This is a genomic window from Mobiluncus holmesii ATCC 35242 (assembly GCF_000185445.1).
Classification (GTDB): domain Bacteria; phylum Actinomycetota; class Actinomycetes; order Actinomycetales; family Actinomycetaceae; genus Mobiluncus; species Mobiluncus curtisii.
This window is the reverse complement of sequence record NZ_GL622346.1, coordinates 1,906,604-1,931,857: the sequence shown is the minus strand read 5'-3', so window position 1 is coordinate 1,931,857 and position 25,254 is coordinate 1,906,604. Positions and strand designations below refer to the sequence as shown.

Here is a 25,254-nt window from a genome sequence, read left to right as displayed (position 1 = left end):
GAATACAGTGGCTAATTCCAATACAATTGAGGTGTAATTCTTGTCTCGCCAAATTATCTTGTCCCAAGCGGCCGTGGAAGCCGGTCTGTGGTATGTGCTTTCTCTGCGTTATCAGGACGAAATCGACCGTGAGCTGAAACGGTTCCCAGCCGATATGATTGAATACTGGGCAGCCAAGTTAAAGATTGATTCTCAAATGAAGACTGAGCTGGCTCAGGTGTTGGCTGACGAATGCGAAGTCGTTAAGACCCAGCAGGCGACAGACAAAGAACTCGGCGCGGAAAAGGAAAGCTATATTTTTCCCTCTCTTGACGAGGTCTGGCCGCGTATCGTGCTGGCAAAGAAGCGTGCCCGCGATCACCAGGAAACCACCATCCCCGCTGCGGTCTATGAACGTCTGCGTACCCAGGACATCACCAGCCGGGGGGTGTATTCTTCGCAGGGCATGGTGCGCTGGCCCCCGACCTGCCAAACCATCACCAAGCGGTGTGGCGGCTCGTGGAACGATGCACTGCGCAACATGGGACTGATGACCTCCAAACGAGGTCGTTCGCGGGGCTCACTAAAGTTCACCGATGAGACTTACCTGCGTGCTGGTGCCGAATTTTTAACGCACTGCCATGACACTGGTAAGGGCGCTACCGTGGCTTATTACTGTCAATGGGTAGCGCGAGAACGTCGCGCTGGACGAATCTGGCCTTCCGCCGCGGCGCAGCGTCAATTGCGTGGCACCTGGAATCATGTCATGGAGCTAGCGGACCGAATGGTCAAATCCAAGACCTTTTCGTGAGGTTTTCCGCGCGAAAAGGTATCCTAGTTGTCGCGAGTCTGTTTTTTCGATTCCACTGGGAGGCAAAAGTGAAAAAACTTCACGGCGAACGACACCTGTTTCGTCTTTTGGGTGGTACCTGCTTAGCAGTTTCCGCGCTGGCAGGTCTGGTTTTCGCCGGTTCCGGTTTGAGCCCGGCATACGGACAGGATTCGGACACCACCCCCACGGTGGAATCCGAGCCCACCTCCGCGGTCGTAGGGTTTAACCCCGGAATGATTATTTCCGATGAAGTTTTTTACAACCCCAACACCATGGACCCCAACGCGATTCAGCAGTTCTTGAACACACAAGGACGTGCCTGCGTGCCAGGTGTTGATACCGTTCCTGGTCCTAATGGTGAACCTCAACCTGTCACCGTTGTTTGTTTGAAAGACTATGTGGAAAGTACCCCGGATCGTCCCGCAGACGCCTATTGCCCGGCAGCTTATCAAGGAGCCGTAGGGGAAAGCGCCGCCCAGATTATCTGGAAGGTTTCCCAGGCTTGCCAAGTCAATCCGCAGGTTCTTCTCGTCACCTTGCAAAAAGAACAGGGCTTGTTGACTCGTTCCGGAAAGTCTTTGAAACTGTCTAACTATCAGAAGGCCATGGGGTACGGTTGTCCGGACACTGCTCCGTGCAACACCCAGTACTACGGGTTCTTTAACCAGCTTTATCGAGCGGCACACCGTTTTCACTACTACCAGCATCACCCGGAAAAGTTCCGTCATCGTGCTGGGCGAGTCAATAATCTGCTGTATCACCCGTCACGGAACTCAGATGGCTCTTACAAGTGCGGAACTACTCCAGTTTTCATTGAAAACCAGGCTACGGCAGGGCTGTACAACTACACTCCGTACACGCCGAATGCAGCGGCTCTAGCGGCTGGGGGTGGTCTGGGCGACAAGTGTTCCAGCTACGGAAACCGCAATTTCTACCGCTTCTTTACCTCTTGGTTCGGTTCCACTGGTTCTGCCAGCGCGATTCCGTCGCTGCGGATTTCGGGAGCTGACCGCGCTGAGACCGCCGTGGGAATCTCTGCGCGGGCTTTTGCCGGTGGTTCTGATCGGGTTTATCTGGCTCGTTCCGATAAGCCTATTGATGCCCTAGCAGGCGGGATTTTGACTGATGGACCAGTATTGCTGGTTCCGGTTGACCGTCCGCTCCCGGCTACCCTCACCGCAGAAATCAACCGTCTGCAAGCCAAAACGGTAGTGGCTTTAGGCGGGCCCGGAGCGATTCCCGACGAAGTGCTGGCAGCTGCGGCACAGGGACGTGAGACTTCGCGGATTTACGGTCCAGACCGCTACGCCACGGCTATCGCAATCTCTCACCAAGCATTCCCACAAGGTGCCAAGCGGATTTATATTGCCGATGGTGTGGGCAGTGACGGTACCGGTTCTCCCGATGCAGTCGTGGGCGGTACTCTGAGCGATGGACCGGTGTTGATGGTCAACCCAAGCGACCCCGAAACGTGGAAGTACGTCGCTTCTGAAGTATCTGACCTGCATATTTCCGAAGTGGTTGGCTTGGGTGGACCCGGCGCCCTCCCCCAGGAAGCTTTGACTACCATCGCAGCAGAATCGGGAGCTAGCGTCTCTCGTCTGGCTGGGGCGGATCGCTACGGCACCGCTGCGACTATCGCGGCTTACGCCTATCCCGCGATAGCACGGCAGGACAAGACCGGTTCACCGATTTCGAGTGATTACGTGGCTTACATTGCTCGCGGCGATAACTTCGCCGATGCTCTGGTGGCTGGAGCTTTGCGAGATGGTCCAGTTTTGCTGGTGCCCTCCCGTACTAACCAAGCTCCCGCTCCGGTAGCGAACTATCTGGGCAGCTTGCATCCCAACACGATTATCGCTCTGGGCGGTTTGGAAGCGGTGCACCCCGATACGGTTGACGCTGTGGTAGCTGCTACTAAGTCAGGTTTACACTAGCCAATCATGCAGTAATTAGTTAACCTGGTTCACTCATTCGGACAGGTTCCAGACACGGTCTGCCCGCGCTTTCGAGCTCTGAACCAACAGCCGGTTTGGTTCGTCAACTCGCTGTACCCACGCGAGCGCCTGTTCCGGCGTTCTGCCGTGCTGTGTATGCCGAGCAACCAACCGGGTCTGTGTCACTTCCGGCGGCACATCCAAATAAATCAGCAGGTCAATCGCCTCACGAACCAAGGACCATGCTCCGTCTTGCAGCGCCAAGTAGTTACCTTCCGTAAGCACCACACCTTCTCGCTCTACCTTGTAACGCGCCGCGACAGCCTGACCGAGTTGACGGTCATATCCGGGCGCGTACACGACTGTTTTGGCATCGTGAGCCCGATCCAAAGCCATCAGGTAGCCCACCACATCGAAGGTATCCGGACGCCCCTTATATTCACTAAGCCCCTCTGCTTGCAAGACTTCGTTTGACTTGTGGAATCCATCCATCGGAATAATGCCTGCTAGCAGCGGTTGCGTACCCCTGACGTATCCGTCCAGCAGCTGCGTGAGTCTGGTGACGGCTTCAGACTTTCCGACTCCGGGAGCGCCGGTGAAGCCCACCATCCGCAAGACACGTCCGTTATCAGACAAATCTTTTAGTTCCGTAGCCAAATCGCTGAGCAATTCATCTAGGGTGCCGGAGAAAGTCTGGACCATGTGTATCCTCGGTTCGCTTCAATTGAAATGAATTCGCTAACCCTCAGTCTAACAGCCCCTCCCCGCGCTCCATCCCGGCAGGTAGGTTACGATGATGAGGTGTCCGCAAGAATGCCCTCGCGTCACTCCTCGAGGAGTTACCCGCCCACGAACGCTTATATACAGGTAAAACCACGCAAAGGTGGAGCCTTTCGCACTCTGTTAGCAATCTTGGGAATAGCCTTGATTGCGCTCGGTTTGGGTGGTGCTCTGACGGCAGCAGGAATTCATCTCTTTGCCAATACGGCGCAACCGACTACCCCAACGGCGACTGGACCGGTAGCTCCTGCGCTGGACCTGTCTGGCTTTGACCCTGGAAACATCATCTCCGACACGGTTTTCTATGATTATCAATCCATGACCCAAGCGGACATAGAGAACTTTATCCGCAACCAGAATGCCGGGTGTGTGAGTCTTTCCGCGCCCTGCCTAGCGGACTATACCGAGGACACTATGGACATTCCCGCTTCCTCACGCTGCGAAGGCTATCAAGGGGCACCAGGGGAATCAGCGGGTGCAATCATTTATAAAACCGCCCAATCGTGCAAAATCAATCCCCAAGTGCTGCTGGTGTTGTTGCAAAAGGAACAGGGGCTGCTGACCGCGTCTGGCGAAAGATTGTCCCCGCGCAGCTACGAGGTAGCAACAGGCTTTGCTTGCCCCGATGGCGCGGATTGCGACCCGCAATATTTCGGTTTTGGAACTCAGGTTTATTACGCTGCGGCTCAGTTTCAGCGGTATCGGCAAAACCCCGCGCAATTTCCTTTCCACACCGGGATAACCAATGATATTCCTTACTCCCCGCAAGCGAGCTGCGGCTCAGCTCCGGTGGTTTTGGCTAATCAGGCCACCGCGGCGTTGTACAACTACACGCCGTATCAGCCAGATGCTGATTTGCTGAGTGGAAACCCTGGGGAATGTTCCAGTTACGGAAACGCTAATTTTTACAGCCTATTCAAAAGATGGTTCGGGGATTCACGTCGTTAGATAAGACTCTTTGTGCAGGTAGTAAGCATTTATGGAATTAATGATGCACTGTTTTTAATTTGGGGCAGAGCGGGATGATTTGCTTATTTAAGAGCCAAGATTTGCTTATTTATACGTTTAGCGGAGACTTTTTCAATGGTGCCCAGCTGCTGCGCAAAAGTCTGGACCCGGTACTCCTCCAGCAGCCAACGCAGTTCCTGTAAACGGCGATGCGTCTCAGCGTTAAAGGGTCGCGCCTTCACTGCCACCGCCACCGCGTCAAAGGCCGTGGAAACTTCTGCAAAACGCGCTGCTAACTGGGTGTCACCTGCAGAGTTACGTCGAGCTTTGTCTAATCGCAAAGTATCCGCGCGTAGATAACGCGCCAGCTGGGGCAGCCATTTGGCAGGAGTCCTCGCCAGGAAGTCACCGCCAACCAATTGGTTTACATGGTTTACAATATCTGCTTTTGTGGCAGTTAGTGAGGAACCCGTAGCATTTCTTAACTGCTGTTCAAGTTCACCTTGTGATTGCATCGCGGACACAACTGCTTGCAGAATTCGATAAACCTGGTCCTCGTAGCGGTCAATAGCCCATTCTTGCAGCTTGGCTAGGTCGCTATCATCTGTGAGAGGATGCCCTTCCGCCAGGTATTCTTCCACCAGAGCTCGGCCCGCCGCGTTTTGCGCCGCAGCAATCAAGGCAGAAGTGGAGGGGTAGGGAGACGCTGCTAGAGCCGCCGCTTCTGCCCCTCGCCACCGAGTCGACACTCGCGTCTCCGTGAGGCACAGTGCTTGACTGAGCTGCTGGGCAAAATCTCTGGGTCGCTCGACTTTGGCTTTTTCGGCTTCCTGTTGCGCCCAGACTTTGCCTTGTTCTTGCGTAGTTTTCACAATTAAACGGTCACGTAGAGCTTGAAAGTCATCCCCCAACGCCAGAACTTTTCCACCGCGACCCACGATTGCGAAATGGTTTCGCTGGCTTTCTTCCATAGCTGCATGCATGGCGACCAAGTCCGTTTCGGTTAGGTCGACGTGGCGAACCGCGGTCACGCCCTGGGCAAAGATCTCGTCAAAGTTCGGTCGTTCCTGAGGCGGCTCGTTTACAAACTGCTCAAAGCGAGGCAAGATTTCGTCCACAAAGTTTGCCGCGGGCACGACGTACTTCCGCACAGCTTTAGGCAGGGCTTTGACGCAGGTCAAAAGGTAATCACGCAGGGCTCCGGGAATCGGCCAGTCGAAGCCTTGGGAATTTACAGACTCTAAGATTGCCTCGTCAATGATGATGGTGACTCCCTCTGGAAGGTCAACCGTGTCAATCTCGCGTTCGGTATTTTTCTGCGATTTTTTCCCTTTTGAACCGGACGCGTTGCGGCGATTAGCCGCTTCCGGGGTCGGTCCGCGTTTGCCCGAAAACGTGTATGCCAGTGGCAACAAGTGCTCACCAGCTTGCCAAAAATCGGGAAATTGATCGGCATTTTCGCCGTTATCTGGGACCAATAAATCCCAGGGATATTCCAACCAATCGGGATGTTTAAGGCGCTGATCTTTCCACCACGCCTCGAAAGCGGCTCCGGAGGTAACGGCGGGGTCAATGCGTGTCTCCAGCCATTTCTCCAAGGAATAAGGATCAACTTCGCCGGGAATTTGGCGTCGCCGTCGCGCTTCGGCAGCCATCTCTAATCGGCGCTGATTTTCCTGTCTAAATGGATAGACAGAACGCCATTCCCCGCGCACAATTCCATGACGAATAAACAATTCCCGCGCCAGAGTTCGGGCCGGCGTCCCTTCCACCACAGTATCGCGCAAAGACGTTAACGGAAGGGAACGATCCGCGCTGAGAACCATCCCAAACAGGCTGACGCGCTCGTGAATCATGGCGCATCCAAAACGTGTGGACCAGTACGGATCAAAATATGTCCGTGTCAACAGGTAGCGTCCCGCCCGTTCAATCCACTCGGGTTCAACTTTTGCCACTGTCCGGGCAAACAGTCGCGATGTTTCCACCAACTCAGCAGCCATAACCCAGTCGTAGTGCTTGTGACTCAGTCCCGAACCCGGCCAGACCACGAATCTGGTTCCGTGTGCCCCACGATATTCCCGTTTCGTCTCTGACCAGAATCCAATTTGGGTGAGCATTCCGCTCAAAATGGCTTGATGGAGTCTCTCAACGTCAACCTGGTCAAGGTTTATTTCTGTGATTTCTTTAGTTTTTATCCCAACTTCACGGCACATTCCACGAAGTTCCGCCACCAGGTCAATCCACTCGCGTACCCGGAGAAAATGAAAGAACTCCCGGCTGCACAACCGGCGGAATGCGCTGGCAGACAGCATCTCGATGCGGTCTTGCAGGAAACTCCAGAGTTTCAGATAACCTAAGAAATCCGAACGCTCGTCTTCAAAACGAGCGTGAGCGAGGTCAGCCTCAGTTCTGCGCTCGGTGGGTCGTTCCCGCACGTCTTGCATCGCCAACGCCGCCACGACCACGACCGCGAGGTCGATGACTCCGAGATGATCCGCTTCGACAAGGATGCGAGCCAAGCGCGGGTCGAGAGGGAACCGGGAAAGTTTGCGCCCCAGACGGGTCAGTCGAGCGGGCTTCTGGCGGGTATCCAACGCTCCCAGCTGGCTGAGTTCCGTCACCCCATCGGTAACGGAGCGGGGCGAGGGCGGATCCAGGAAAGGAAAATCCGCGACTTCACCCAATCCTAAGGCTGCCATTTGCAGAATCACCGAGGACAGAGAAGTTCGCTGAATTTCAGGCTCGGTGTAAGCGGGACGAGACAAGAAATCCGCCTCGGAATACAGGCGTATGCATATCCCCGGAGCTACTCGTCCGCAGCGCCCTTTCCGTTGATTGGCAGAGGCTTGCGAAATGGGTTCAATAGGCAGACGCTGCACGCGAGTCTTGTTTGAGTATCGGGAAATTCGCGCCACACCAGGGTCAACCACGTAAATTATGCCCGGAACGGTTAAGGAAGTTTCAGCCACGTTCGTGGCGAGAACGACCCGCCGGTATGGATGCGGGGCAAAAACGCGCTTTTGCTCCGTCTCGCTGAGCCGAGAATAGAGCGGTAACACTTCCACTGCTCCCGGAACTGAGGTCCGCTGACCGGGAGCCACGTAACGGCGCCCCAAATGTCCCTGCAGGGCTTGGGCAGTGTCGCGAATATCACGCTCTCCCGCTAAAAACACCAAAATATCGCCCGGACCTTCCCAGCAAAGTTCATCCACAGCGCGCAAGATGCCGGTAACTTGGTCGATCTCCCCGGGTTCCGTTATCGCGGAAGTCTCCTCAGAGTCGTCACCCGCACCCGATTCACCGTCATCTATGTCAACCAATGGACGGTACCTGACCTCTACTGGATACGTTCGACCCGCAACTTCAATAATGGGGGTATCCGGACCAAAAGCCGTGGCGAAGCGTTCGGAATCAATGGTGGCAGAAGTAATAATCACCAACAGGTCAGGACGTTTCACTACTAGGCGCTGCAAATAGCCCAGGATAAAGTCAATGTTCAAAGACCTTTCGTGAGCTTCGTCAATAATCAGTGCGTCGTATTGTTTCAGCAGCGGATCGTGGCTGATTTCTGCCAGTAAAATCCCGTCAGTCATCAGTTTAATTTGCGTCTCGGGACCCAAGGTTTGGCGAAACCGCACCTGGTAGCCAACCGTGGAGCCTAGTGATTGACCCAATTCAGAGGCAATTCGCGAAGCGACGGTCCGGGCTGCCAGACGGCGGGGCTGGGTGTGCCCAATCATGCCCCGCGTGCCCCTGCCGACTTCCAGGCACATTTTCGGCAATTGTGTGGTCTTACCGCTCCCGGTGGCCCCGCTGATAACGACTACTTGGTGCTGGCGCAGTGCAGCCAGAATCCGCGGTCGAGCCTCGCTAAGGGGCAAATCGGAAGGATAGGACAACTCTAGGGACATAACTCACTCATTTTAGGCAAGGACGACACAAACTTCACCTAACAGCGGGCAACCTTTCCAGGTTACTCCGCAACAGCCCTGAAATGCGAGAGAATAGGGACGTGAGTAACCCGACGCCGAACCACACCCCGGAACCGTCCGATGCCGCCAGCTTACGCGCACCACTCGTTCCCACCTCGGATTTTTCCCAATTCCTCCCGGTTCAGGTGCCTATTCTGCCGTGGCAAAACGCCAAACTTTTAAGTCAAACCTTGGGCGACACCGTGTATGTTAGCTCCGCTTTTGCCACTGCCATACGCCTGGAACTGCAGCTCGGAGTGCCTGCTCAACGCGGCGAAATCGGGGTGAGGATTCCCGTTACTGCCCCAGATTCATGGTCTGAGTTTTTTTGTTTGGACGATGCGTCTCTCCAGCTGAGCAGGGCTTTGCGCGCCGAAGTGAGCGCCCCGGAAGTTCTGGAGAATCCCCAAACTTGCGCCACACTGCTGTCACGCTTGGCGGATAATGGCTGGTACGGCATCGAAATTGAGGTGCGAGGAGAAAACCTGAATCCGCAACTAATCCAGATTGCCCAACACGCCGCTGACGCTGGTCTGCATCCGGGATTAAGTGTTTTGCCCGGAACCCTGCATTCCCAAAATCACGGGATTATCAGCGCTTTCGAAACCGTCTCGCTAGACCTTCTCAACGGCACCCAGCCACGGCGTGAACAGCTGAAATATCTGGCGGCTCAGCGCGTAGTCGGCAAAATTATTGACGCCAAAAGCAGCGAGCGAACCAATTTGGAAGCCGCCTTGGAAACCCTGGTGTTGATGCGGGCTAAATTGCCCAGTCAATCAGAAGTGGTCGTGGGAATCGCAGGGGATTTCGGTTTGGAATCCCTCACGCTGCCACTGCGCGAGGACCTAGATTTTGTCGCCAAAACTCGCTTGGCAGGAGCTCAGGCTAAGATTTTGGAAGCTCTTGATTTGGCTAGCGCTCTGACCCAGGGCAAGACCACAGTGGCTTCTGCTTTCGTAGCTGATGTACTGTCTCGTGCCGGAAAAGCCACTTCTCTTCCGGTCTAGCTTTGGCGCGAAAGGTTGGCAAACAGTAGAATTGTTGCGCGAAGTTTTTCGGAGGTGTGTGCAATGTCTGAGGGCAAGTGGCTGTTTCTCGCTGGTTTGGGGGCTGGAGCTGCATTGGCATTGCGGATGAATGAAAAGCAATTCAGCAACGTGAAAGGCTTTGCAGCCAAAATTGCTAATTCCGAAAGTGTCACGGACGCTCGCAAGATAGCCGCAGAAAAATTAAACGACATCTTGCGCACGCAGGGAGCTAAACTCGTCGACAAGTTGGCTGAAAACCTTAAAAGCCAGTTAAATGCGGGAGGCAACGTCTCTTGGGCAGGGTTTGCCAATACTGAAGGAACCGCGAGTGGTTCTCCTCACTCGTCAACTACATCAACCGATAAAGACGGTGTTACCCGAGATAAAGATGGTCACGTCATTATTGATGGAAAAATCGTTGCCTAGTCCGAGCCGGTGGAGAGACTAACACAGTACATGAACGCACACAGCCTCCCCGACCCCACGCCGGAACAAATTAAGCGCTGGCGACGCTATCTCGCCGAGGAACGTGACGAAGCTAAAATCTACCGTGCCATCGCTAAAAAACGCCACGGTATGAATCGCGAGATTCTGTTAGAGCTGGCAGATGCCGAAAAGCGTCATGAGAATTACTGGCTGGCACATCTCGGTCCCTACGCTGAGCCTGCCCCACACAGTCCCTGGTACATTAGGCTGTTGCAAGGGCTGGCAATCAAAATCGGATCGATTTTCGTCTTGGCGATGATGCAGCGTTCCGAAGAACGTGGCACTTACGATGTCGATGCCGACGCCACCCCGCAAATGGCAGCGGACGAGCATCTACATTCCGAGGTGGTGCGCGCTTTAGCAGCCCGCTCCCGAGCCCGTTTTTCCGGGCGAGCTCGCGCTATGGTTTTCGGAATCAATGATGGGTTAGTTTCCAATCTCGCTCTCGTGGCGGGTATTGCGGGTACGGGAGTGCCGGTATCAATAGTCTTGGTCACGGGACTGACGGGATTGGTGGCAGGTGCTCTGTCAATGGGTGCGGGTGAATTCATTTCCATCACATCTCAACGCGAGTTATTGGAATCTTCACTGCCCAACCCAGATGTGAAACAACGTCTGCCCATGTTGGATCGTGCCGCTAACGAGCTAAAACTTCTGTTCATGGCTCGTGGTGAAAATCCCAAAGACGCTGCCATGCACGCGGTTTTAGCGTTGGAAACCATTGATGCACAGCTGCAGTCACGCACGCACTCTAAAGCGGTTTCTCCCAACTGCCCCGAGGACCTTGGTCAAGGAGACGAATATCCGTACCAAAAAACTCCGGCAGGAAACGACACCACCACCCCTTGTGCGTCAAGAACGTCAACCGATAGCCCCACAGAAATAGCAGACAATACTTTCGCATTAGCCTTTGATAATGCTCCCACTAGCGAGCTGGAAGCCATTGGCTCTGGATCTCAGGCGGCCGTGTCCTCTTTCCTGGCTTTCACTCTCGGAGCGTTCGTACCCCTGATTCCTTTTCTCCTGGGATTCAGCGGAATTCCCGCTATTTGCGCCGCGGTCGTCCTGGTTGGACTCATTCTGTTGATGATTGGCGGGACCATCGGTATTCTGTCCGGAAAACCGCCGTTTTTGCGAGCCTTGCGACAAGCTGCTATCGGTATAGGTGCCGCCGTCGTCACTTACCTCTTAGGTCTCGCCGCAGGCGGCGCATTGTCTTTGTAGGTTTGGTCGAGTCCCGGTTTATCAAACCGGTATCAGATTAAGAAAATAAGATTTTTTCGACCCAGCAGCTTAGATTCGTAATGTTGGCGGTTATTAGAAAAACTTTCGTCGCGTCTCGGGTAAAATGCTGGGATGCTAAGTGCCGTATTTCCCTGCAGCGTCGTTTTATTTCCCATGACCAATACTGTATTAGCGCAAATTTCCTTCAGCAGTCTCTTGCCCGATATGTTTCGAGCTCTAGACATTACCGGCGTTTTACTCAATGGCATCCTCGGAGGCAGACTGGCTCGTCAAAAGCATTTCGACCTGGTTGGATTCGGAGTATTGGCGGTTGTTTCCGCGCTGGGTGGTGGCATCGTCCGCGACCTCATGCTGAATAATGCCCCTCCGGTCGCCCTGACTGACAAATTTTATCTGACTATGGCTTTGGCTGGAGCGTTAGTGGCAGGGTTGTGGAAATTTGATGGCAAGTGGTCACGTCGGACCCTCCTTTTATTTGATGCCTTGGTGCTGGGGATTTGGGCTGGCACCGGCACTCAAAAAGCATTGAGCTTGGGCTTCGATGTGATTCCATCCATTCTGATGGGCGTCATCACCGCCATCGGCGGAGGGATGATACGTGACATCGCCGCAGGCAATGTGCCGATGGTTTTTGGAGGAAGCAGCCTTTATGCCATTCCGGCAATCCTCGCCGCGAGCGCAGATGCTGCTTTCTATAAACTCGGCTACCCCATGACCGGCTTGGTGGCAGCGATTTTGGTTGGTTCCATCCTCACCATTTTGGCTTCCTGGCGGCGCTGGGTACTTCCTGAAACTCACGAGTGGACAATTTCCATGACACACCAGCAGTGGAAAGCAGCGCAACGAGCCCGCCAGCTCGCCCGTGGAGAATATCCAGATGCTAAGACAAAGAAGTTGTGGAAAAACAAGTTTTCCACAGGTGAAACCGAAAAGGATAGCGATAACGGTGACTCCGGCACCACACTTGAGAAGTGAGCGCTTTCTCTAATTTCGAGTCATCAAAGCCGATACGCCGGGCTAGTGTAGGCGACGTTGTCTTGATTGGCTGCGCAGCACTGGTTTGGTGGGCACTCTGGCCTGGAGCAGGTCCGAATCTGGCAAATTTTCCCACCCCCGGATTACGCTGCCCCTCCAGTTCCACCAACGGCACTACTATCGGCGGTTCTCTGCATGAACTGTGTGCCCTGAAGGTTCGTAAAGACGCAGGCCCCGATGGGTATCAGCGAGATTTGTTCGGAGCTGGATGGATGGATCCCGACGGCAACGGTTGTGATACCAGAGCGGACATTTTGGCTCGAGATTTTCAATCCCCACGATTTAGCGATAGCGCCAAGCCTTGCCGACTCACCGGAGGAACCTTCCACGATCCCTACACCGGCAAAACTATGCAATTTGAGACGCCACCGGGACGTAAAGTTCAGATTGACCACGTGGTAGCGTTAGGCAATGCGTGGAAGTCCGGGGCTTGGGCTTGGACGAAAGCACAGCGGGAGGCTTACGCGAACGATCCGAGCGTACTTCTAGCTGCAGACGGACCAGCGAACCAACAGAAATCCGACGCCTCGGCTGATGCCTGGATGCCATCAAACCGTAACTTTTGCTGCGCCTATGCCCGCCAGCAAATCGACATCAAGTACCGATGGAACCTGACGGTTACCGCCCCGGAAAAAACCGCGTTACTCGCTGCTCTCGCGAAATGTTAGGTGGTTGCGCCGAAACACGGCTTACTTCGCCAGAGCTTGGGCGACTACCTGTTTTGCTTCTTCCTGAATAGTCTGCAGATGCTCGGAACCCTTAAATGATTCGGCATAGATTTTATAAATATCCTCGGTACCGGAGGGTCGCGCGGCAAACCAGGCGTTCTCGGTGGTGACTTTCAGCCCGCCGATAGGTGCGTGGTTGCCCGGAGCCTTTACCAAACGGTCTACAATCGGTTCCCCGCCCAAGGTCGAAGCCGCAACGTCTTCCGGAACCAACGCCGCGAGTTTAGCTTTTTCCGCCTTGGTGGCGGGGGCGTCAATCCGCTCATAGGCAGAGGCACCAAACCGAGCAACCTGTTCTTGGTGCAGAACGCTAGGAGTCTTACCGGTGACTGCGAGAATTTCGGATGCTAGCAGGGCGGCAATCAGACCGTCCTTGTCAGTGGTCCACACCGTACCGTCTTTGCGTAGGAAAGATGCTCCAGCGGACTCTTCACCGCCGAAACCAATGGTTCCTTTCAATAATCCCGGCACAAAATGCTTGAAACCGACGGGAACCTCAACAAGTTTGCGTCCCATATCGGCAACTACTCGGTCAATCAATGCCGAGGACACCAGGGTTTTACCCACGGCACAGCTTTGCGCCCAGTGGGGACGGTGCGTAAACAGATACTCAATTGCCACCGCTAAATAGTGATTCGGATTCATCAGACCGTCGGCAGTGACGATGCCATGACGGTCAGAATCGGCGTCATTTCCAGTCGCAATATCGTAAGGAGCCGAGCCGCCCTCCATCACCCGGCGCAGTGAAGCCATCGCATAAGGCGAAGAGCAATCCATCCGAATCTTGCCGTCCCAGTCCAAAGTCATGAATGACCAGCGCGGATCGACCTTTTCGTTCACTACCGTCAGGTTCAATCCGTAGCGTTCAGCAATGGCAGCCCAGTAGTCTACCGAAGCGCCACCCAGGGGATCAGCCCCGATACGGATACCTGCGGATCGAATTGCCTCCACATCAACCACGTCAATTAATGAGTCAACGTACGACGGCAGAAAATCTGTTTTTCCGATGAAATCCGATTGTTCAGGATGCGGGTTCCTCGGTACGGAACGCCACCCCTGACGCAAAATCTCGTTGGCACGATTAGCAATCCAGGAAGTCGCGTCTGAATCGGCAGGTCCCCCGCTGGGCGGATTGTATTTAAAGCCACCATCACGAGGTGGATTGTGCGAAGGGGTAACGACGATGCCGTCAGCCAAACCAGCACCCGTAAGCCGCACTCCTCCCGGAGTACCCGCCCCATTAGCCTTGAGAATAGCGTGAGACACGGAGGGCGTAGGAGTGAATGAATCGCGCGCATCCGTGAGCGTGCGCACTTCCATACCCGCGAGCACTTCCAGAGCGGTACGCCATGCCGGCTCGGACAGTGCGTGCGTATCGCGACCGATAAACAGAGGACCGTCATAACCTTGCGATTGACGGTATTCAACAATCGCAGCCGTGGTAGCGACGATATGAGCCTCGTTAAAAGCCCGGTCCAGAGATGATCCGCGATGACCCGAAGTTCCGAATGAGACCGCCTGCGCAGGCTCGTTTACATCGGGTTCCAGGTCATAGTAAGCACCAATAACTTCATCAACATTGATGAGATCTTCCGGTTTGGCAAGTTTTCCAGCTCGTGCATGCATAGCCTTATTGTTTCATTATTTTCGTACTGAGAGGGGAATTTAGCTGGCAAAATCCATAAACTTCGGGTGTTAAAAGCTCGCATTTGGCTAAATTAGGACTTAAAATTGCACACGTGCCTGAAACTGACATGGAAAACAGCGAGAACTCCGCCGCAGCCGTTCCCCATCCGGACCAGAAAGTCGCGGTGGTTATCCCCGCCAAGGACGAAGGCGATTCGATTGGCGCTACAATTCGCGCCTCCAAGGCACTACCACGAGCGGATTTATTTGTCGTAATTGATGACGGGTCTACCGACAACACGGGTGAAGCTGCTCGCAGCGCCGGTGCTGTCGTGGTACGCCATTCTGTCAACCGCGGTAAGGCTAGCGCTATGGAAACCGGCGCAAAGGTCGTGGCTATGCGTGACCCTGAGGATGGACCGAGACGACTCATTCTGTTCCTGGACGCGGACTTGGGAGATTCTGCCGCCCAGACTTTTCCTCTGGTCGAAGCCGTGATGCAGGGGCGTACGGATTGCGCCATAGCTGCCCTGCCCCGCCAAGCCGGTGCCGGCGGTCACGGTTTTGTGACTGGTTTATCGCGTCGAGCTATTCGCTGGGCGACGGGATGGGAGCCACTCCAACCACTGTCCGGACAACGTTGCCTAAACGCAGAAGCCTTTTTCGATTGCCTACCCTTAGCTCATAAGTGGGGGGTGGAAACTGGCATGACCATCGACCTTTTGGTTAAGGGCTACTCGGTGCAAGAAGTTCCCTGCGACCTAACACATCGCGCAACCGGCAACGATATGGCAGGATACCGTCACCGTTTAAGTCAATTCCGCGACGTGTTTCTCGCCTCCGCGGCACGCTTCGTGCGCCACGTTCGAGCTCCCTTACGGCTCCGCCTGTCCGCAGCGAATAAACAGCAGCCGGGTGAGGTTTACTGCCTGAAATAAGCTCCGGACTGGGCGGTTATTGCTGAGGTTGATCAATCAGAAACTTGTGACATCCCTGAGCCAAAATCGCCGGGAACATGACGGCGGCTCCCGCCAGCCCCAGCAGAATTCCGGAATCATTAAGCAACATTCCCACCACCATAGTGGTAAGCCATGCGATGAATAAGGCTCTTTCGGCGTGATTCCAAGTGATTCCTTCGGGATGGAGTTTAGCACCAACACTTCCCCATAACCAGCCATAATCACGGCGGTAAGGATTGCGCATATTGGCGAACAGCGGAGCCAAAATAATCCCCATAGCCAGCAAAATAGCCAGGATGACGCAGATAATAAGCCATACCGGCCAGCCCGCATTCCACACCATGGTGGATTTGTTGAGGAGTACCGGCAGCACCCGACCTTGAGTGAGCGTATCAATAAAGTTACCTAAATGGGTCCGTTCCGCAACGGGACGCAACCAATCGAAATAAGCAAATATAGCTGCCACACAAATTGTTGATAAGGCTATCAGCGCAGATGACAGGACTGTGATAGGTTTCCGGTCGAATTTTAAGAACAGGATGGCGAAACCGGGAATCAGAGCCAGCGTGCCCCCAAAATCTGCCCCTAAACCCGGTGCTGCATCTAAGAAAACAATTGCACTCGCCATGAGCGACAACACTAATATTAAGGACTTTTGCGAGATATTAGTTTGTTTGCGTTCCTCTCCCAGCCCATAGACGACCGTAGCCAAGGTGAGCGCACCGGTGGCGAGGACCGCGAACATGACATTATCAATGCCAAAGAAGCGCCCCCCGACCGTCGATTGCAGCCCCATAATAGAATCCAGCACCATAGGGGAACCAATTAAGGGGTCAAGTATCCCTACTATCAGCGATGATACGCTTATTATAAAGAGAGGTCCGAGGAGTGAATTTAAGCCCAGCGCACTCCAGACGATTACTACTAAGGCACTCAGGAATACCGGGAGCAGACATCCTAGCCACAGGTAGCTGGTGGCAGCTACGTCTGTGTCATCCGGTCCGAGTTCCCACCACGGCACCAAATTCATCAAATACGCCATTGCCGGGATAAGCGCGGCAAAGGTTGCGGTCATTCGCCAAAATCCCAGTAACATCCGGGGCTGTGCCCAATTCTCGCCCAGCCGGGGATGAGTGCGACGATTCAACGTCCAAACCGCGGCGATAAGCAGCAACGCCACTGCCACTCCCAAACTTGGAAGGAACCAAATCTGGATGCTGCGAATCATTGCGGCTCGTCGCGCTGCTGATGCGAGAAACTTCACGGTGACCGCATTCCCAGTACTGATGGTGGAGCCTTGCACCCACATGGGTTTTTCGGCACCAACATAATCCAAGATAGTGGCAGTTAAGTCAGCAGTTTGCACCCATCCCGACCGGTGGGTAGAAGCAGAAATCGCACCCCCGTCCCCGAACTGCGGACCGCGAGCCGCGAACACCTGCAGTCTGGGATTTCCTCGCGGGACAATAGTTTTTTGGGGCGCAGATTTGTCAATTAGGTAAACATCAGATTCTTTATTTGTTGCCGGTTTATCATCTGCTATTGAGGCGATGATAGTGTTCCAGCCCAAATCGTCACCGCGCTGCCAGGCGGCACGGAGTACTTGAGCCTGGAGATGACGGGGAAACACCCTCATGTCGACCACAACTACCGTGCTGGGAGACATGACCTGACTGAGTAAATCAGCAAATACTTCCGGGCTTGCACCGCGATAACTTGCGGCAGGCGAAAATATCAGAGAATCGGGAAGCTTAGTTCCAGACGAACCGGGATGAATAAACCCCATTCCAGCCGCAGCTCCGTCGCCAAATAGACGCAAGTTCGCGCCGGAGTCTAGCACTGCCTCGCCCAAGCTCCATCCGTCTGCACTCGTACCCATGCGGTTTCCCGTAGCCAAGGCACGAAATCCGGCAGTCGGATTAGTGGTATTTGCTTTGGTACGCACCACTGAATTCGCACGCGTAGAGCTTTCCAGGAGCTGACGTAACTCGGAGTCTGCCAGGGAATTGTCATCCCATCGCCATTGTGCGCCCAACAACACTAACAGAGGTGCGCGACTCACTTGGGGAGCCATGCCAACCGGACCGAAGCCACCCCCCAGACTGGGGACAGATGAAGACGCACCGGTAGTTATGCTTTTGGGACCGCAACCTCGTGAACCCGGTCAACTGGAAAGTCCTTAGAAGTGGGACCCATTGCCACGGGTGGCGGGGGTCCTGCAGGGGCTTCAGACGCGGTCGGTTCCTGAGGTGCTCCCGGAACCGCAAAAGTCTGTACCACAGTGGAAGAAGGATTCTCTGGTTGCGCCGGCGACTCTGACGCACCCGCCTCAGGAGTTTTCTCCGGCTCCGTCTGTGTCTTTGTTTCTGTAGAAGTTGCATCCTTTTCTGTAGGAGTTGCGCCCTTCTTTGGTTTAATCGCCTCCGAAGTACGACGCCCCGCCTCACTGAGCGAGCCCACATCCAAACCAGCAATCATGTGATGCTCGAACGGATCCCAGTGCATTTCTTGAGATGGATCCCAAGGTCTGGTGTCAAAAGTGTTGGTCGAGCTCATCGCCCCGGCAATCAAGCCCATGCTGACAATAATCGCGGTTAAGCCAGCGACTAGGTAACGCGTAGTGGGAAGCGGTTTATACGAACGCTTAATCGGTTTACGCGCACCGTTACCTGTACGACCCGGCATCGGGCGCGAAGGCGCACTAGGGGGCTTGGCTTTTGTCTGCATGGTTAAAATCATACCGATTTTTGTCGAAATTGCCCTGTTTCACGATGATTATTTGCAGACAACAGCCCGTCAGCACCACATCTATCAACTCAATTTCCCTAATTTTTCCCGAAACATCACTACCCAGGACAAAAGCGCGACGTCCTTTACGAGTCACGACCGAAGACAGTTCGGGGCATTCAGCGCGCAAGCAACACGGAAATCTTTCCTCACGAAGTCTCTTTAAATCTTCGCCGCTAAGGTGAATTCTGGATTTCGCTACGGCAGCCCAAATGAAAGAGGTTATCTCCCGTCACGCTGTGTGAGTTCACCAGAGAAGCGATGTTACCTAAAGATGCGGCGCAAAACGGTTATGCTTTAAACATGATTGATTTGCGTGCCATGAAAGACAATCCGGAACCGATGCGAGCCTCTCAGTTAGCTCGAGGCAACGACCCCGCGACTGTAGACCAGGCCCTAGCCGCTGATGAACGACGTCGGGCGGCGCTAACCGCTTTTGAAACCGCGCGCGCCGAGCAAAAAGCTTTCTCCAAGCAGATTGGCAGTGCTTCGAAAGAGGAACGCCCCGCTCTGCTGGAACAAGCAAAAAAGCTGAGCGAAAACGTCAAAGCTCTGGAAGAAGCCTCTAATCAAGCCGCAGAAGAAGCCAAGAAAGCCGCGATGGTATTGGAAAACCTGATTTTGGACGGGGTGCCTTCCGGCGGCGAAGACGATTATGAAGTGCTGAGCCAAGAAGGCGCACCCATTCGCGATTTCACCGCGGAGGGTTTCACTCCACAAGATCACTTGGATTTGGGCATCGGCTTGGATGCCATCGACACTGACCGGGGTGCAAAAGTCTCGGGAGCACGTTTTTATTACTTGAAGGGCGTGGGTGCCCGCCTGGAGCTGGCTATTCTCAACGCCGCCTTGGACACTGCGATTGCACACGGGTTCACCCCGATGATTACACCGTGCATGGTGTCCCCAGAAACGATGAGTGGGACGGGATTCCTGGGCGAACACTCGGACGAAATTTACTATCTTCCCGCCGATAACCTTTATTTGACCGGCACTTCTGAGGTCGCCCTAGCGGGTTATCACACCAATGAGATTATCGACCTTTCCGCCGGTCCCAAACGCTACACCGGCTGGTCAGCTTGTTTCAGGCGCGAAGCTGGTTCCTACGGTAAAGATACTCGCGGGATTATTCGCGTCCACCAGTTCCACAAGGTCGAGATGTTCTCGTATTGCAAACTGGAGGACGCTGTTGAGGAACATCAAAAGCTGCTCAACATGGAGCGCGAAATGCTCGCTAAGGTGGAGCTGCCCTATCGGATTATCAATACCGCGGCTGGGGATCTCGGTTCCAGTGCGGCGCAAAAGTTTGACTGCGAAGCTTGGCTGCCCACCCAGAATCGATTTATGGAAGTTACTTCCACCTCTAACTGCACGACTTTCCAAGCTCGCCGCCTCCAGATTCGTTACCGTGACGCGGAAGGCAAACCGCAGGTCTGCGCCACTTTGAACGGGACGTTAGGAACCACACGCTGGATTGTGGCTATCTTAGAAAACCATCAACAAGCCGATGGTTCCGTGCGGGTTCCGGCTGGATTGCGCCCCTACCTCGGGGGATTGGAAGTATTGGAGCCTATCAGTAAACCAGGTAAATAGGTGATTTAGCTTTTTATCAGGAATTAACCCAATTTCGGAGGTTTTTTTGGGCGAGTATGCCGAGCAGGTTACACGTCACGCCATCGCGATGGGGTTGATGGGCTTGCCCGATAACCCCCGCGAGGTGTTAGTCTCTCTGGATATTGACGGCACAATTGTCACCCCTGAACAGCAAATCTATCCAAAAGTGAAGGAATACGCCGATCGGCTCCGACTTGGTGGAGTTCATATCTGCATCACCACGGGACGTTCCGTTCCCGCCACCCTGCCAGTGGTGGAGGGGCTGGAACTGGAAAGCGCTTGGATTGCCAGCGCTAATGGCTCCTTGGTCGGTCACTATACGCGGGCTGACGGTTACACTCTGACCAACCAATACACTTTTGACCCTCGCTCAATCGTATCTCGGGTGCTGCAGATTCTTCCCGACGCCTGCATTGGCGTGGAAGATAGTCCTCTCGGTTTTCGCGTATCCAAGCGTTTCCCGCCCGGAGAACTGCGCGAAACCCTGGAAGTGCAAGACCTCGATACACTTTTGGCGACTCCAGTCTCCCGAGTGGTGATTCGTGAGCCCCGGTTACACAACGAGGAATTTCATCAGACCGTGAAGCGAATTGATTTTACCGGGGTGGAACACGCGATTGGGTGGCGTTCCTGGCTGGACATCAATCCTCCGGGAACCTCAAAAGGGCGTGGCCTCACCACTGTATGTGAGAATTTAGGGGTTGACTTGGGTCACACTATTGCCATCGGAGATGGAGGTAACGACATTCCCCTGCTGCAGACTGCTGGTTACGGAGTAGCCATGGGAAATGCCCGATCCGAAGTGAAATCCGCCGCTGCCGCCACTACCCTGCCGGACACTAAAGAAGGTGCGGGCGCAGTTCTGGAAGCTCTCGCGCAAGTAATGGGACTATAAAACCCTTACTGTCCCTCCGGTAGCCCATCAAACACGCATTGATTGTGAGTCGCTCGAGCCGGGGATGAGCTATCGCCTCACACTTCATTGAAACTGTTGCAGATTCAACCAAAATCCGAAAAACTTGCAAAGCAACGGGTAAAATTTTGTACCTAAGGCTCGTGAGGAGGGTTAGCAATGCCAAGATTCGATTCCACGGAACATGTTCGTTGGCTTGGAAATCACATGCAAACAGTGCTGGAATACGGTCAACATGCTTACATTCACGGCGGTTTTGGGTACATTCGTAGCGACGGCAGCGTGGATGATACGAAACCTGTGGAGCTGGATTTAACAGCTCGATCCACCTACATTTACGCCATCGCGTCGCTATTGGGAATCCCCGGTTCTCTGCGTCGATGCGAACACGGAATTCAATCCATCAGCAACGCATTCAAAGACCCTGATTATGACGGCTGGTTTTCGTTGATTGAACCGATTCAAGAACACCAAAAGTTAACAAATGCGCCCGGTATTCCTGCGGGTACAGAAGGGAATCGGAAAAGCTCGCGAACTATGTCCTACCTTTTAGAAGCTGCCGCTGCCGCCTCGTTAACCCATGTCAGCAGTGCTAAAGAGCTGTTGAAGCAAGCTATCACAGTCGAAGAGAAGTACTTTTGGAACGAAGAAGTCGGTCGCGTAAACGAAACCTTTAATCGGGACTTTTCTGAGATGGAGAACTATCACGGCATGAGCTCAAACTTGCACGCCGTGTCAGCATTCCTCTCCGTAGCTGATGCCACCCAAGACAAAATGTGGATTGAACGAGCTGCACGGATTGTTTCTTTTGCCATGGAGCAAGCGCGAAACAATAATTGGCGCGTTCCAGAGCACTTCGATGGAGATTGGAATCTGGATCGAAACTACAATGTCGGCACCCCTGCCGACCCGCGCCGACCCTATGGAATCAATGTCGGGCACAATTTTGGCTGGTCACGAAGAATTGTCCAGGTAGCTGCCGCTTTACAAAAGAACGGTCTCGAACCACCGCAAGATTATTTGCAAGTAGCACGAGAGATTTTTGACCGGACAGCTGCCGATTCATGGTGCAAGGACGGTCACAGTGGAATTTCCTTTACCGTGGACTATCACGGTAAAGCTTTGATGCGTCAACGCTTTACTTGGGTACTTACGGAAGCTCTCCAGGCTGTAGTATCCCTAGCTTTTGCGTTACGTGAACAGGGCGCCACTGCGGAAGAACTGGAGCCTTACTTTGAGCTTTACTACCGTTGGTGGGACTATTTGGAGGGATACGTCATTCATGCTGACGGCTACTGGGTCGGGGAGCTCAATGCCAATAACCTCCCAGATGACACCGTATGGCCCGGAGCCCCCGATATCTATCATTCAGTGAGTGTGCTGTTGACCCCGCGTTTGCCGAATGCCCCTTCCGCGGCTGCCGCCATTGCCCAAGGTAATTTAGATCATCCGCTTAGCGCCGAACACCACAAGGCTCTGTGGGAATAGCCATTCTAACCGTTACGCTCCAGCTGCCACACGGTTGCTTTAACCAGTTCCGGTCAGCAAAAGCTGTGCATCTCGCTGCGTTTCGGCGGGTTAGTTACATCAACCACGTCAATTAATGGAATCAAACATCTTTGTAGGAACCGACCCGGTGCAAGCGGATAGAATTGGTATTCCCTTCTTGCCCCGGGGGGAGACCTCCGACAAACACGGCAACCTGATCTCGTTCGGCTATACCGCGTTCGAGCAAAATATCTTCTGCATCATGAATCATCGGATAGAGTCGCTGCGCCATCTTAATTGGATAGGTTTGAATTCCCCATTCCAGTGCTAAGCGACGACGGACTCGTTCGTGGTAGCAGAACACGTACAAAGGTATCGTGGAGCGTAACCGAGCTAGCCGGTGAGCTGTAGCTCCGGAATTTGTGAAAGCCGCCACGAACTTAGAATTTGTTGACTTCGCAATCAATACTGAATGTCGCGCGATGATGGATTCCCAATCGAGGTCGCCGTCCTTAAGTTTCGCGAAGTGGCGCATACCTAGCTCTTCGGCGGATTCGATAATTTTTGCCATCGTTTCCACGGCTTGAATGGGATGGCAGCCCACCGCTGTCTCGCCTGAGAGCATGACCGCGCTAGCCCCATCCCACACCGCATTGGCACAGTCTGAGGCTTCTGCCCTGGTGGGACGGGCATTATGAATCATAGATTCCAGCACTTGAGTCGCCACTATTACCGGTTTAGCCTCCGCACGGCACAATTCAATCGCTCTCTTTTGAACGGTGGGAAGTTCCTCCAGTGGCATTTCCACCCCGAGGTCGCCACGAGCCACCATAATGGCATCAAAGGCATGAATAATCCCCGGTAGATTATCTACAGCCTGGGGTTTTTCAATTTTGGCGATAACCGGAATACGCTGCCCGACTTCATCCATAATTCGGTGTACGTCATCCAGGTCATCTGCCCTACGCACAAATGACAAAGCAATATAGTCAACGTCCTGGGTCAGCGCCCAGCGTAAGTCGTCTTCGTCTTTTTCGGAAAGAGCCGGTACGGAGACGGCCACACCTGGCAGGTTCAACCCTTTATGATCCGATACTTTTCCCGGTACCTCAACTTTTGTCACTACGTCCTCGCCTTCAACGCGAGTGACCCTAACTTGCACGTTACCGTCGTCAATCAAGAGCACGTCACCGGGATGGCAGTCACCGGGCAGCCCCTGGAAAGTCGTGGAGACGATGTTGGCATTCCCTGGGACATCACGGGTGGTAATGGTGAAATCCTGACCCGGAAGGAGATTTTCTACACCATTCACGAACGTTCCCAGGCGAATTTTGGGTCCCTGTAAGTCAACCAGGACAGCCACAGGATATTCAAATTCTTTCTCAACTCGGCGCACTAAGTTAATTTGCGCAGCCGCCTCAGCTTGAGTGCCGTGGGAACGATTGATACGCACCACATTCATCCCGGCTCGCATCAAGGAACGAATCTGATCCTCCGAATTGGTGGCTGGACCGAGGGTGCAGACTATTTTGGTACGACGCATAGTCCAAGACTATCTCGAATCTCCGGCAAAACTGAAAGGAATTATCGATCTGCAATTGAACTGAGGAGGCAGACGTCCCTAGAGGAAGAGCTGAGACAGTCAAGTAGAGTGAAAAGACCCGCGTCACCCCAGGTGACGCGGGATTGGCGGAGACGACAGGATTTGAACCTGCGAGGGGCAAAGCCCCTAACACCTTAGCAGGGTGCCGCTTTCGGCCGCTCAGCCACGTCTCCAAGGGTTTTAACTCTAGCGAAATTTCATCGAATTTTCCAAAAGTCGGCGCTTTAGCTCACACCTGATAGAATCAATACCACGTTTAACGCACATGGAGGGCTGACAGAGCGGCCGAATGTGACGGTCTTGAAAACCGTTGTGGGGAAACTCACCGGGGGTTCGAATCCCTCGCCCTCCGCGAGGGATTCGAACCCCCGGTTCACCAGCGCGGGCGGCAGCAAGCAACGCTTGCATGAGCCGCCGCGAAAACGGTGGAGCCGTTAAGAAACGACCACGATTGGTCGTTTCAGGCGAAACACCACAAACACCCCCCTTGCCCTGTGTATTCTGGCATGATTAGGGTCATTTTCAGGTCAGAAAATCTTAAAATGCGTAGTGATGGTTTTTACGCGGGCAGTGTTCCAACACTTATTGACATTTACGTTCGTCAGGACAATTAATCAGCTGGCAACTGCTCAAGAGACTCAGGAGGAATCACGATGGATATAGATGCGGTTATCAAGAGAAATCCGGTCATTCCGGTGGTTGTCCTGGATGACGCAAAAGACGCTGGCGCCTTGGCGGATGCTTTGCTGGCGGGAGGTATCACCACGGCTGAAGTAACTTTCCGTACCACTGCAGCAGCTTCAGCTATCGCGCAAATGTCCCAGCACAGCGATATTTTGGTGGGCGCGGGCACCGTCACAAATCTGGATCAAGCTCGAACCGCCGTAGACTCCGGTGCCAAATACTTGGTCATGCCTGGTTACGATCAGGACATTGTGGATTACTGCCAGGCTAACAATGTGCCTGTTTTGCCGGGCGCTACCGATGCTTCTTGGCTGATGAAAGCCCTCAATTCAGGTTTGCGATACGTTAAGTTTTTTCCCGCAGAAGCCTCCGGTGGACTGCCGGTAATTTCTGCCCTTTCAGGTCCTTTCCCGCAGATGCAGTTTGTCCCGACCGGTGGTATCTCAATAGAAAATCTGGCACAGTATCTGGCTCACCCACAGGTGGCAGCCTGCGGAGGTTCTTGGATTGCCACTAGACAGCTCATTGCTCAGGGTGATTTCAGCGAGATTACCGCTCGGGCTGCTGCGACCCTAGAGATTGCGGCAACTCGCTGAAAACCACCCCGAACT

Annotated in this window: 19 protein-coding genes and 2 tRNA genes; 14 read left to right on the top strand and 7 right to left on the bottom strand. The window is 54.0% G+C overall.

What is annotated here, in order from left to right; translation table 11 throughout:
- The first annotated feature begins 40 nt into the window (after window positions 1–40).
- Window positions 41–790, top strand: a complete 750-nt coding sequence (locus HMPREF0576_RS08240; protein ID WP_004008603.1) for a hypothetical protein — start codon at window positions 41–43, stop codon at window positions 788–790.
- Window positions 787–2,748 carry a cell wall-binding repeat-containing protein gene (locus tag HMPREF0576_RS08235; RefSeq protein ID WP_004011459.1) on the top strand — a complete coding sequence of 654 codons (1,962 nt, stop codon included), beginning with the start codon at window positions 787–789 and terminating at the stop codon, window positions 2,746–2,748. Before HMPREF0576_RS08240 ends, HMPREF0576_RS08235 begins: the two co-directional genes overlap by 4 nt.
- Window positions 2,749–2,781: 33 nt before the next feature.
- Here HMPREF0576_RS08235 and HMPREF0576_RS08230 read toward each other — a convergent pair whose 3' ends face one another.
- Window positions 2,782–3,450, bottom strand: a complete 669-nt coding sequence (locus HMPREF0576_RS08230) for a nucleoside/nucleotide kinase family protein (protein ID WP_004011458.1) — start codon at window positions 3,448–3,450, stop codon at window positions 2,782–2,784.
- Window positions 3,451–3,549: 99 nt separating this feature from the next.
- On the opposite strand from HMPREF0576_RS08230, the gene HMPREF0576_RS08225 reads away from it, so the two are divergent.
- Complete coding sequence (locus tag HMPREF0576_RS08225) at window positions 3,550–4,476, top strand: hemagglutinin (RefSeq protein ID WP_245527390.1); 927 nt, start codon at window positions 3,550–3,552, stop codon at window positions 4,474–4,476.
- An 83-nt stretch (window positions 4,477–4,559) separates the two neighbouring features.
- Here HMPREF0576_RS08225 and hrpA read toward each other — a convergent pair whose 3' ends face one another.
- On the bottom strand, window positions 4,560–8,387 hold the full coding sequence (gene hrpA, locus HMPREF0576_RS08220; RefSeq protein ID WP_004011456.1) for an ATP-dependent RNA helicase HrpA: 3,828 nt from the start codon (window positions 8,385–8,387) through the stop codon (window positions 4,560–4,562).
- A 101-nt stretch (window positions 8,388–8,488) separates the two neighbouring features.
- On the opposite strand from hrpA, the gene HMPREF0576_RS08215 reads away from it, so the two are divergent.
- The 5 genes from HMPREF0576_RS08215 (at window position 8,489) to HMPREF0576_RS08195 (ending at window position 12,909) form a co-directional block, all read left to right on the top strand.
- Complete coding sequence (locus HMPREF0576_RS08215) at window positions 8,489–9,454, top strand: hypothetical protein (RefSeq protein WP_245527389.1); 966 nt, start codon at window positions 8,489–8,491, stop codon at window positions 9,452–9,454.
- Between the two features lie 63 nt (window positions 9,455–9,517).
- Window positions 9,518–9,901: a hypothetical protein gene (locus HMPREF0576_RS08210; protein ID WP_004008609.1), complete on the top strand. Its 384-nt coding sequence runs from the start codon at window positions 9,518–9,520 to the stop codon at window positions 9,899–9,901.
- A gap of 30 nt (window positions 9,902–9,931) precedes the next feature.
- Window positions 9,932–11,185 carry a VIT1/CCC1 transporter family protein gene (locus HMPREF0576_RS08205; RefSeq protein WP_004011454.1) on the top strand — a complete coding sequence of 418 codons (1,254 nt, stop codon included), beginning with the start codon at window positions 9,932–9,934 and terminating at the stop codon, window positions 11,183–11,185.
- Between the two features lie 174 nt (window positions 11,186–11,359).
- Window positions 11,360–12,181 (top strand): trimeric intracellular cation channel family protein, encoded by an 822-nt coding sequence (locus tag HMPREF0576_RS08200; RefSeq protein ID WP_004008611.1) that lies wholly within the window; start codon window positions 11,360–11,362, stop codon window positions 12,179–12,181.
- Window positions 12,178–12,909, top strand: coding sequence for an HNH endonuclease family protein (locus tag HMPREF0576_RS08195; protein WP_231294079.1), 732 nt, complete (start codon window positions 12,178–12,180; stop codon window positions 12,907–12,909). The genes HMPREF0576_RS08200 and HMPREF0576_RS08195 overlap by 4 nt, the downstream gene beginning before the upstream one ends.
- A 21-nt stretch (window positions 12,910–12,930) precedes the next feature.
- On the opposite strand, the gene pgm is transcribed toward HMPREF0576_RS08195, so the two are convergent.
- Window positions 12,931–14,595 carry a phosphoglucomutase (alpha-D-glucose-1,6-bisphosphate-dependent) gene (gene pgm / locus HMPREF0576_RS08190; protein WP_004011453.1) on the bottom strand — a complete coding sequence of 555 codons (1,665 nt, stop codon included), beginning with the start codon at window positions 14,593–14,595 and terminating at the stop codon, window positions 12,931–12,933.
- A gap of 128 nt (window positions 14,596–14,723) precedes the next feature.
- Between pgm and HMPREF0576_RS08185 the strand changes: the two genes are divergently transcribed.
- Window positions 14,724–15,533, top strand: a complete 810-nt coding sequence (locus HMPREF0576_RS08185; protein WP_004007876.1) for a glycosyltransferase family 2 protein — start codon at window positions 14,724–14,726, stop codon at window positions 15,531–15,533.
- 16 nt (window positions 15,534–15,549) lie between these two features.
- On the opposite strand, the gene HMPREF0576_RS08180 is transcribed toward HMPREF0576_RS08185, so the two are convergent.
- Together HMPREF0576_RS08180 and HMPREF0576_RS08175 are read right to left on the bottom strand one after the other, a co-directional pair.
- Window positions 15,550–17,616, bottom strand: a complete 2,067-nt coding sequence (locus HMPREF0576_RS08180; protein WP_245527388.1) for a hypothetical protein — start codon at window positions 17,614–17,616, stop codon at window positions 15,550–15,552.
- Window positions 17,617–17,684: 68 nt separating this feature from the next.
- Window positions 17,685–18,293 carry a hypothetical protein gene (locus HMPREF0576_RS08175; RefSeq protein WP_245527387.1) on the bottom strand — a complete coding sequence of 203 codons (609 nt, stop codon included), beginning with the start codon at window positions 18,291–18,293 and terminating at the stop codon, window positions 17,685–17,687.
- 351 nt (window positions 18,294–18,644) lie between these two features.
- Between HMPREF0576_RS08175 and serS the strand changes: the two genes are divergently transcribed.
- The 3 genes from serS to HMPREF0576_RS08160 all read left to right on the top strand — a co-directional run bounded on the left by serS (window position 18,645) and on the right by HMPREF0576_RS08160 (window position 22,356).
- Window positions 18,645–19,934 carry a serine--tRNA ligase gene (serS, locus tag HMPREF0576_RS08170; protein ID WP_036324599.1) on the top strand — a complete coding sequence of 430 codons (1,290 nt, stop codon included), beginning with the start codon at window positions 18,645–18,647 and terminating at the stop codon, window positions 19,932–19,934.
- Window positions 19,935–19,980: 46 nt separating this feature from the next.
- Window positions 19,981–20,850 carry an HAD hydrolase family protein gene (locus HMPREF0576_RS08165; protein WP_004011448.1) on the top strand — a complete coding sequence of 290 codons (870 nt, stop codon included), beginning with the start codon at window positions 19,981–19,983 and terminating at the stop codon, window positions 20,848–20,850.
- Window positions 20,851–21,027: 177 nt separating this feature from the next.
- Window positions 21,028–22,356: an AGE family epimerase/isomerase gene (locus HMPREF0576_RS08160; protein ID WP_245527386.1), complete on the top strand. Its 1,329-nt coding sequence runs from the start codon at window positions 21,028–21,030 to the stop codon at window positions 22,354–22,356.
- Window positions 22,357–22,477: 121 nt separating this feature from the next.
- On the opposite strand, the gene pyk is transcribed toward HMPREF0576_RS08160, so the two are convergent.
- Complete coding sequence (gene pyk / locus HMPREF0576_RS08155) at window positions 22,478–23,899, bottom strand: pyruvate kinase (protein WP_004011446.1); 1,422 nt, start codon at window positions 23,897–23,899, stop codon at window positions 22,478–22,480.
- 144 nt (window positions 23,900–24,043) lie between these two features.
- A tRNA-Ser gene (locus HMPREF0576_RS08150) sits at window positions 24,044–24,132 on the bottom strand.
- 94 nt (window positions 24,133–24,226) lie between these two features.
- On the opposite strand from HMPREF0576_RS08150, the gene HMPREF0576_RS08145 reads away from it, so the two are divergent.
- Both HMPREF0576_RS08145 and HMPREF0576_RS08140 read left to right on the top strand, forming a co-directional pair.
- Window positions 24,227–24,311 (top strand) — tRNA-Ser (locus tag HMPREF0576_RS08145).
- Between the two features lie 301 nt (window positions 24,312–24,612).
- On the top strand, window positions 24,613–25,239 hold the full coding sequence (locus tag HMPREF0576_RS08140; RefSeq protein ID WP_004011445.1) for a bifunctional 4-hydroxy-2-oxoglutarate aldolase/2-dehydro-3-deoxy-phosphogluconate aldolase: 627 nt from the start codon (window positions 24,613–24,615) through the stop codon (window positions 25,237–25,239).
- The last annotated feature ends 15 nt before the right edge of the window (window positions 25,240–25,254 follow it).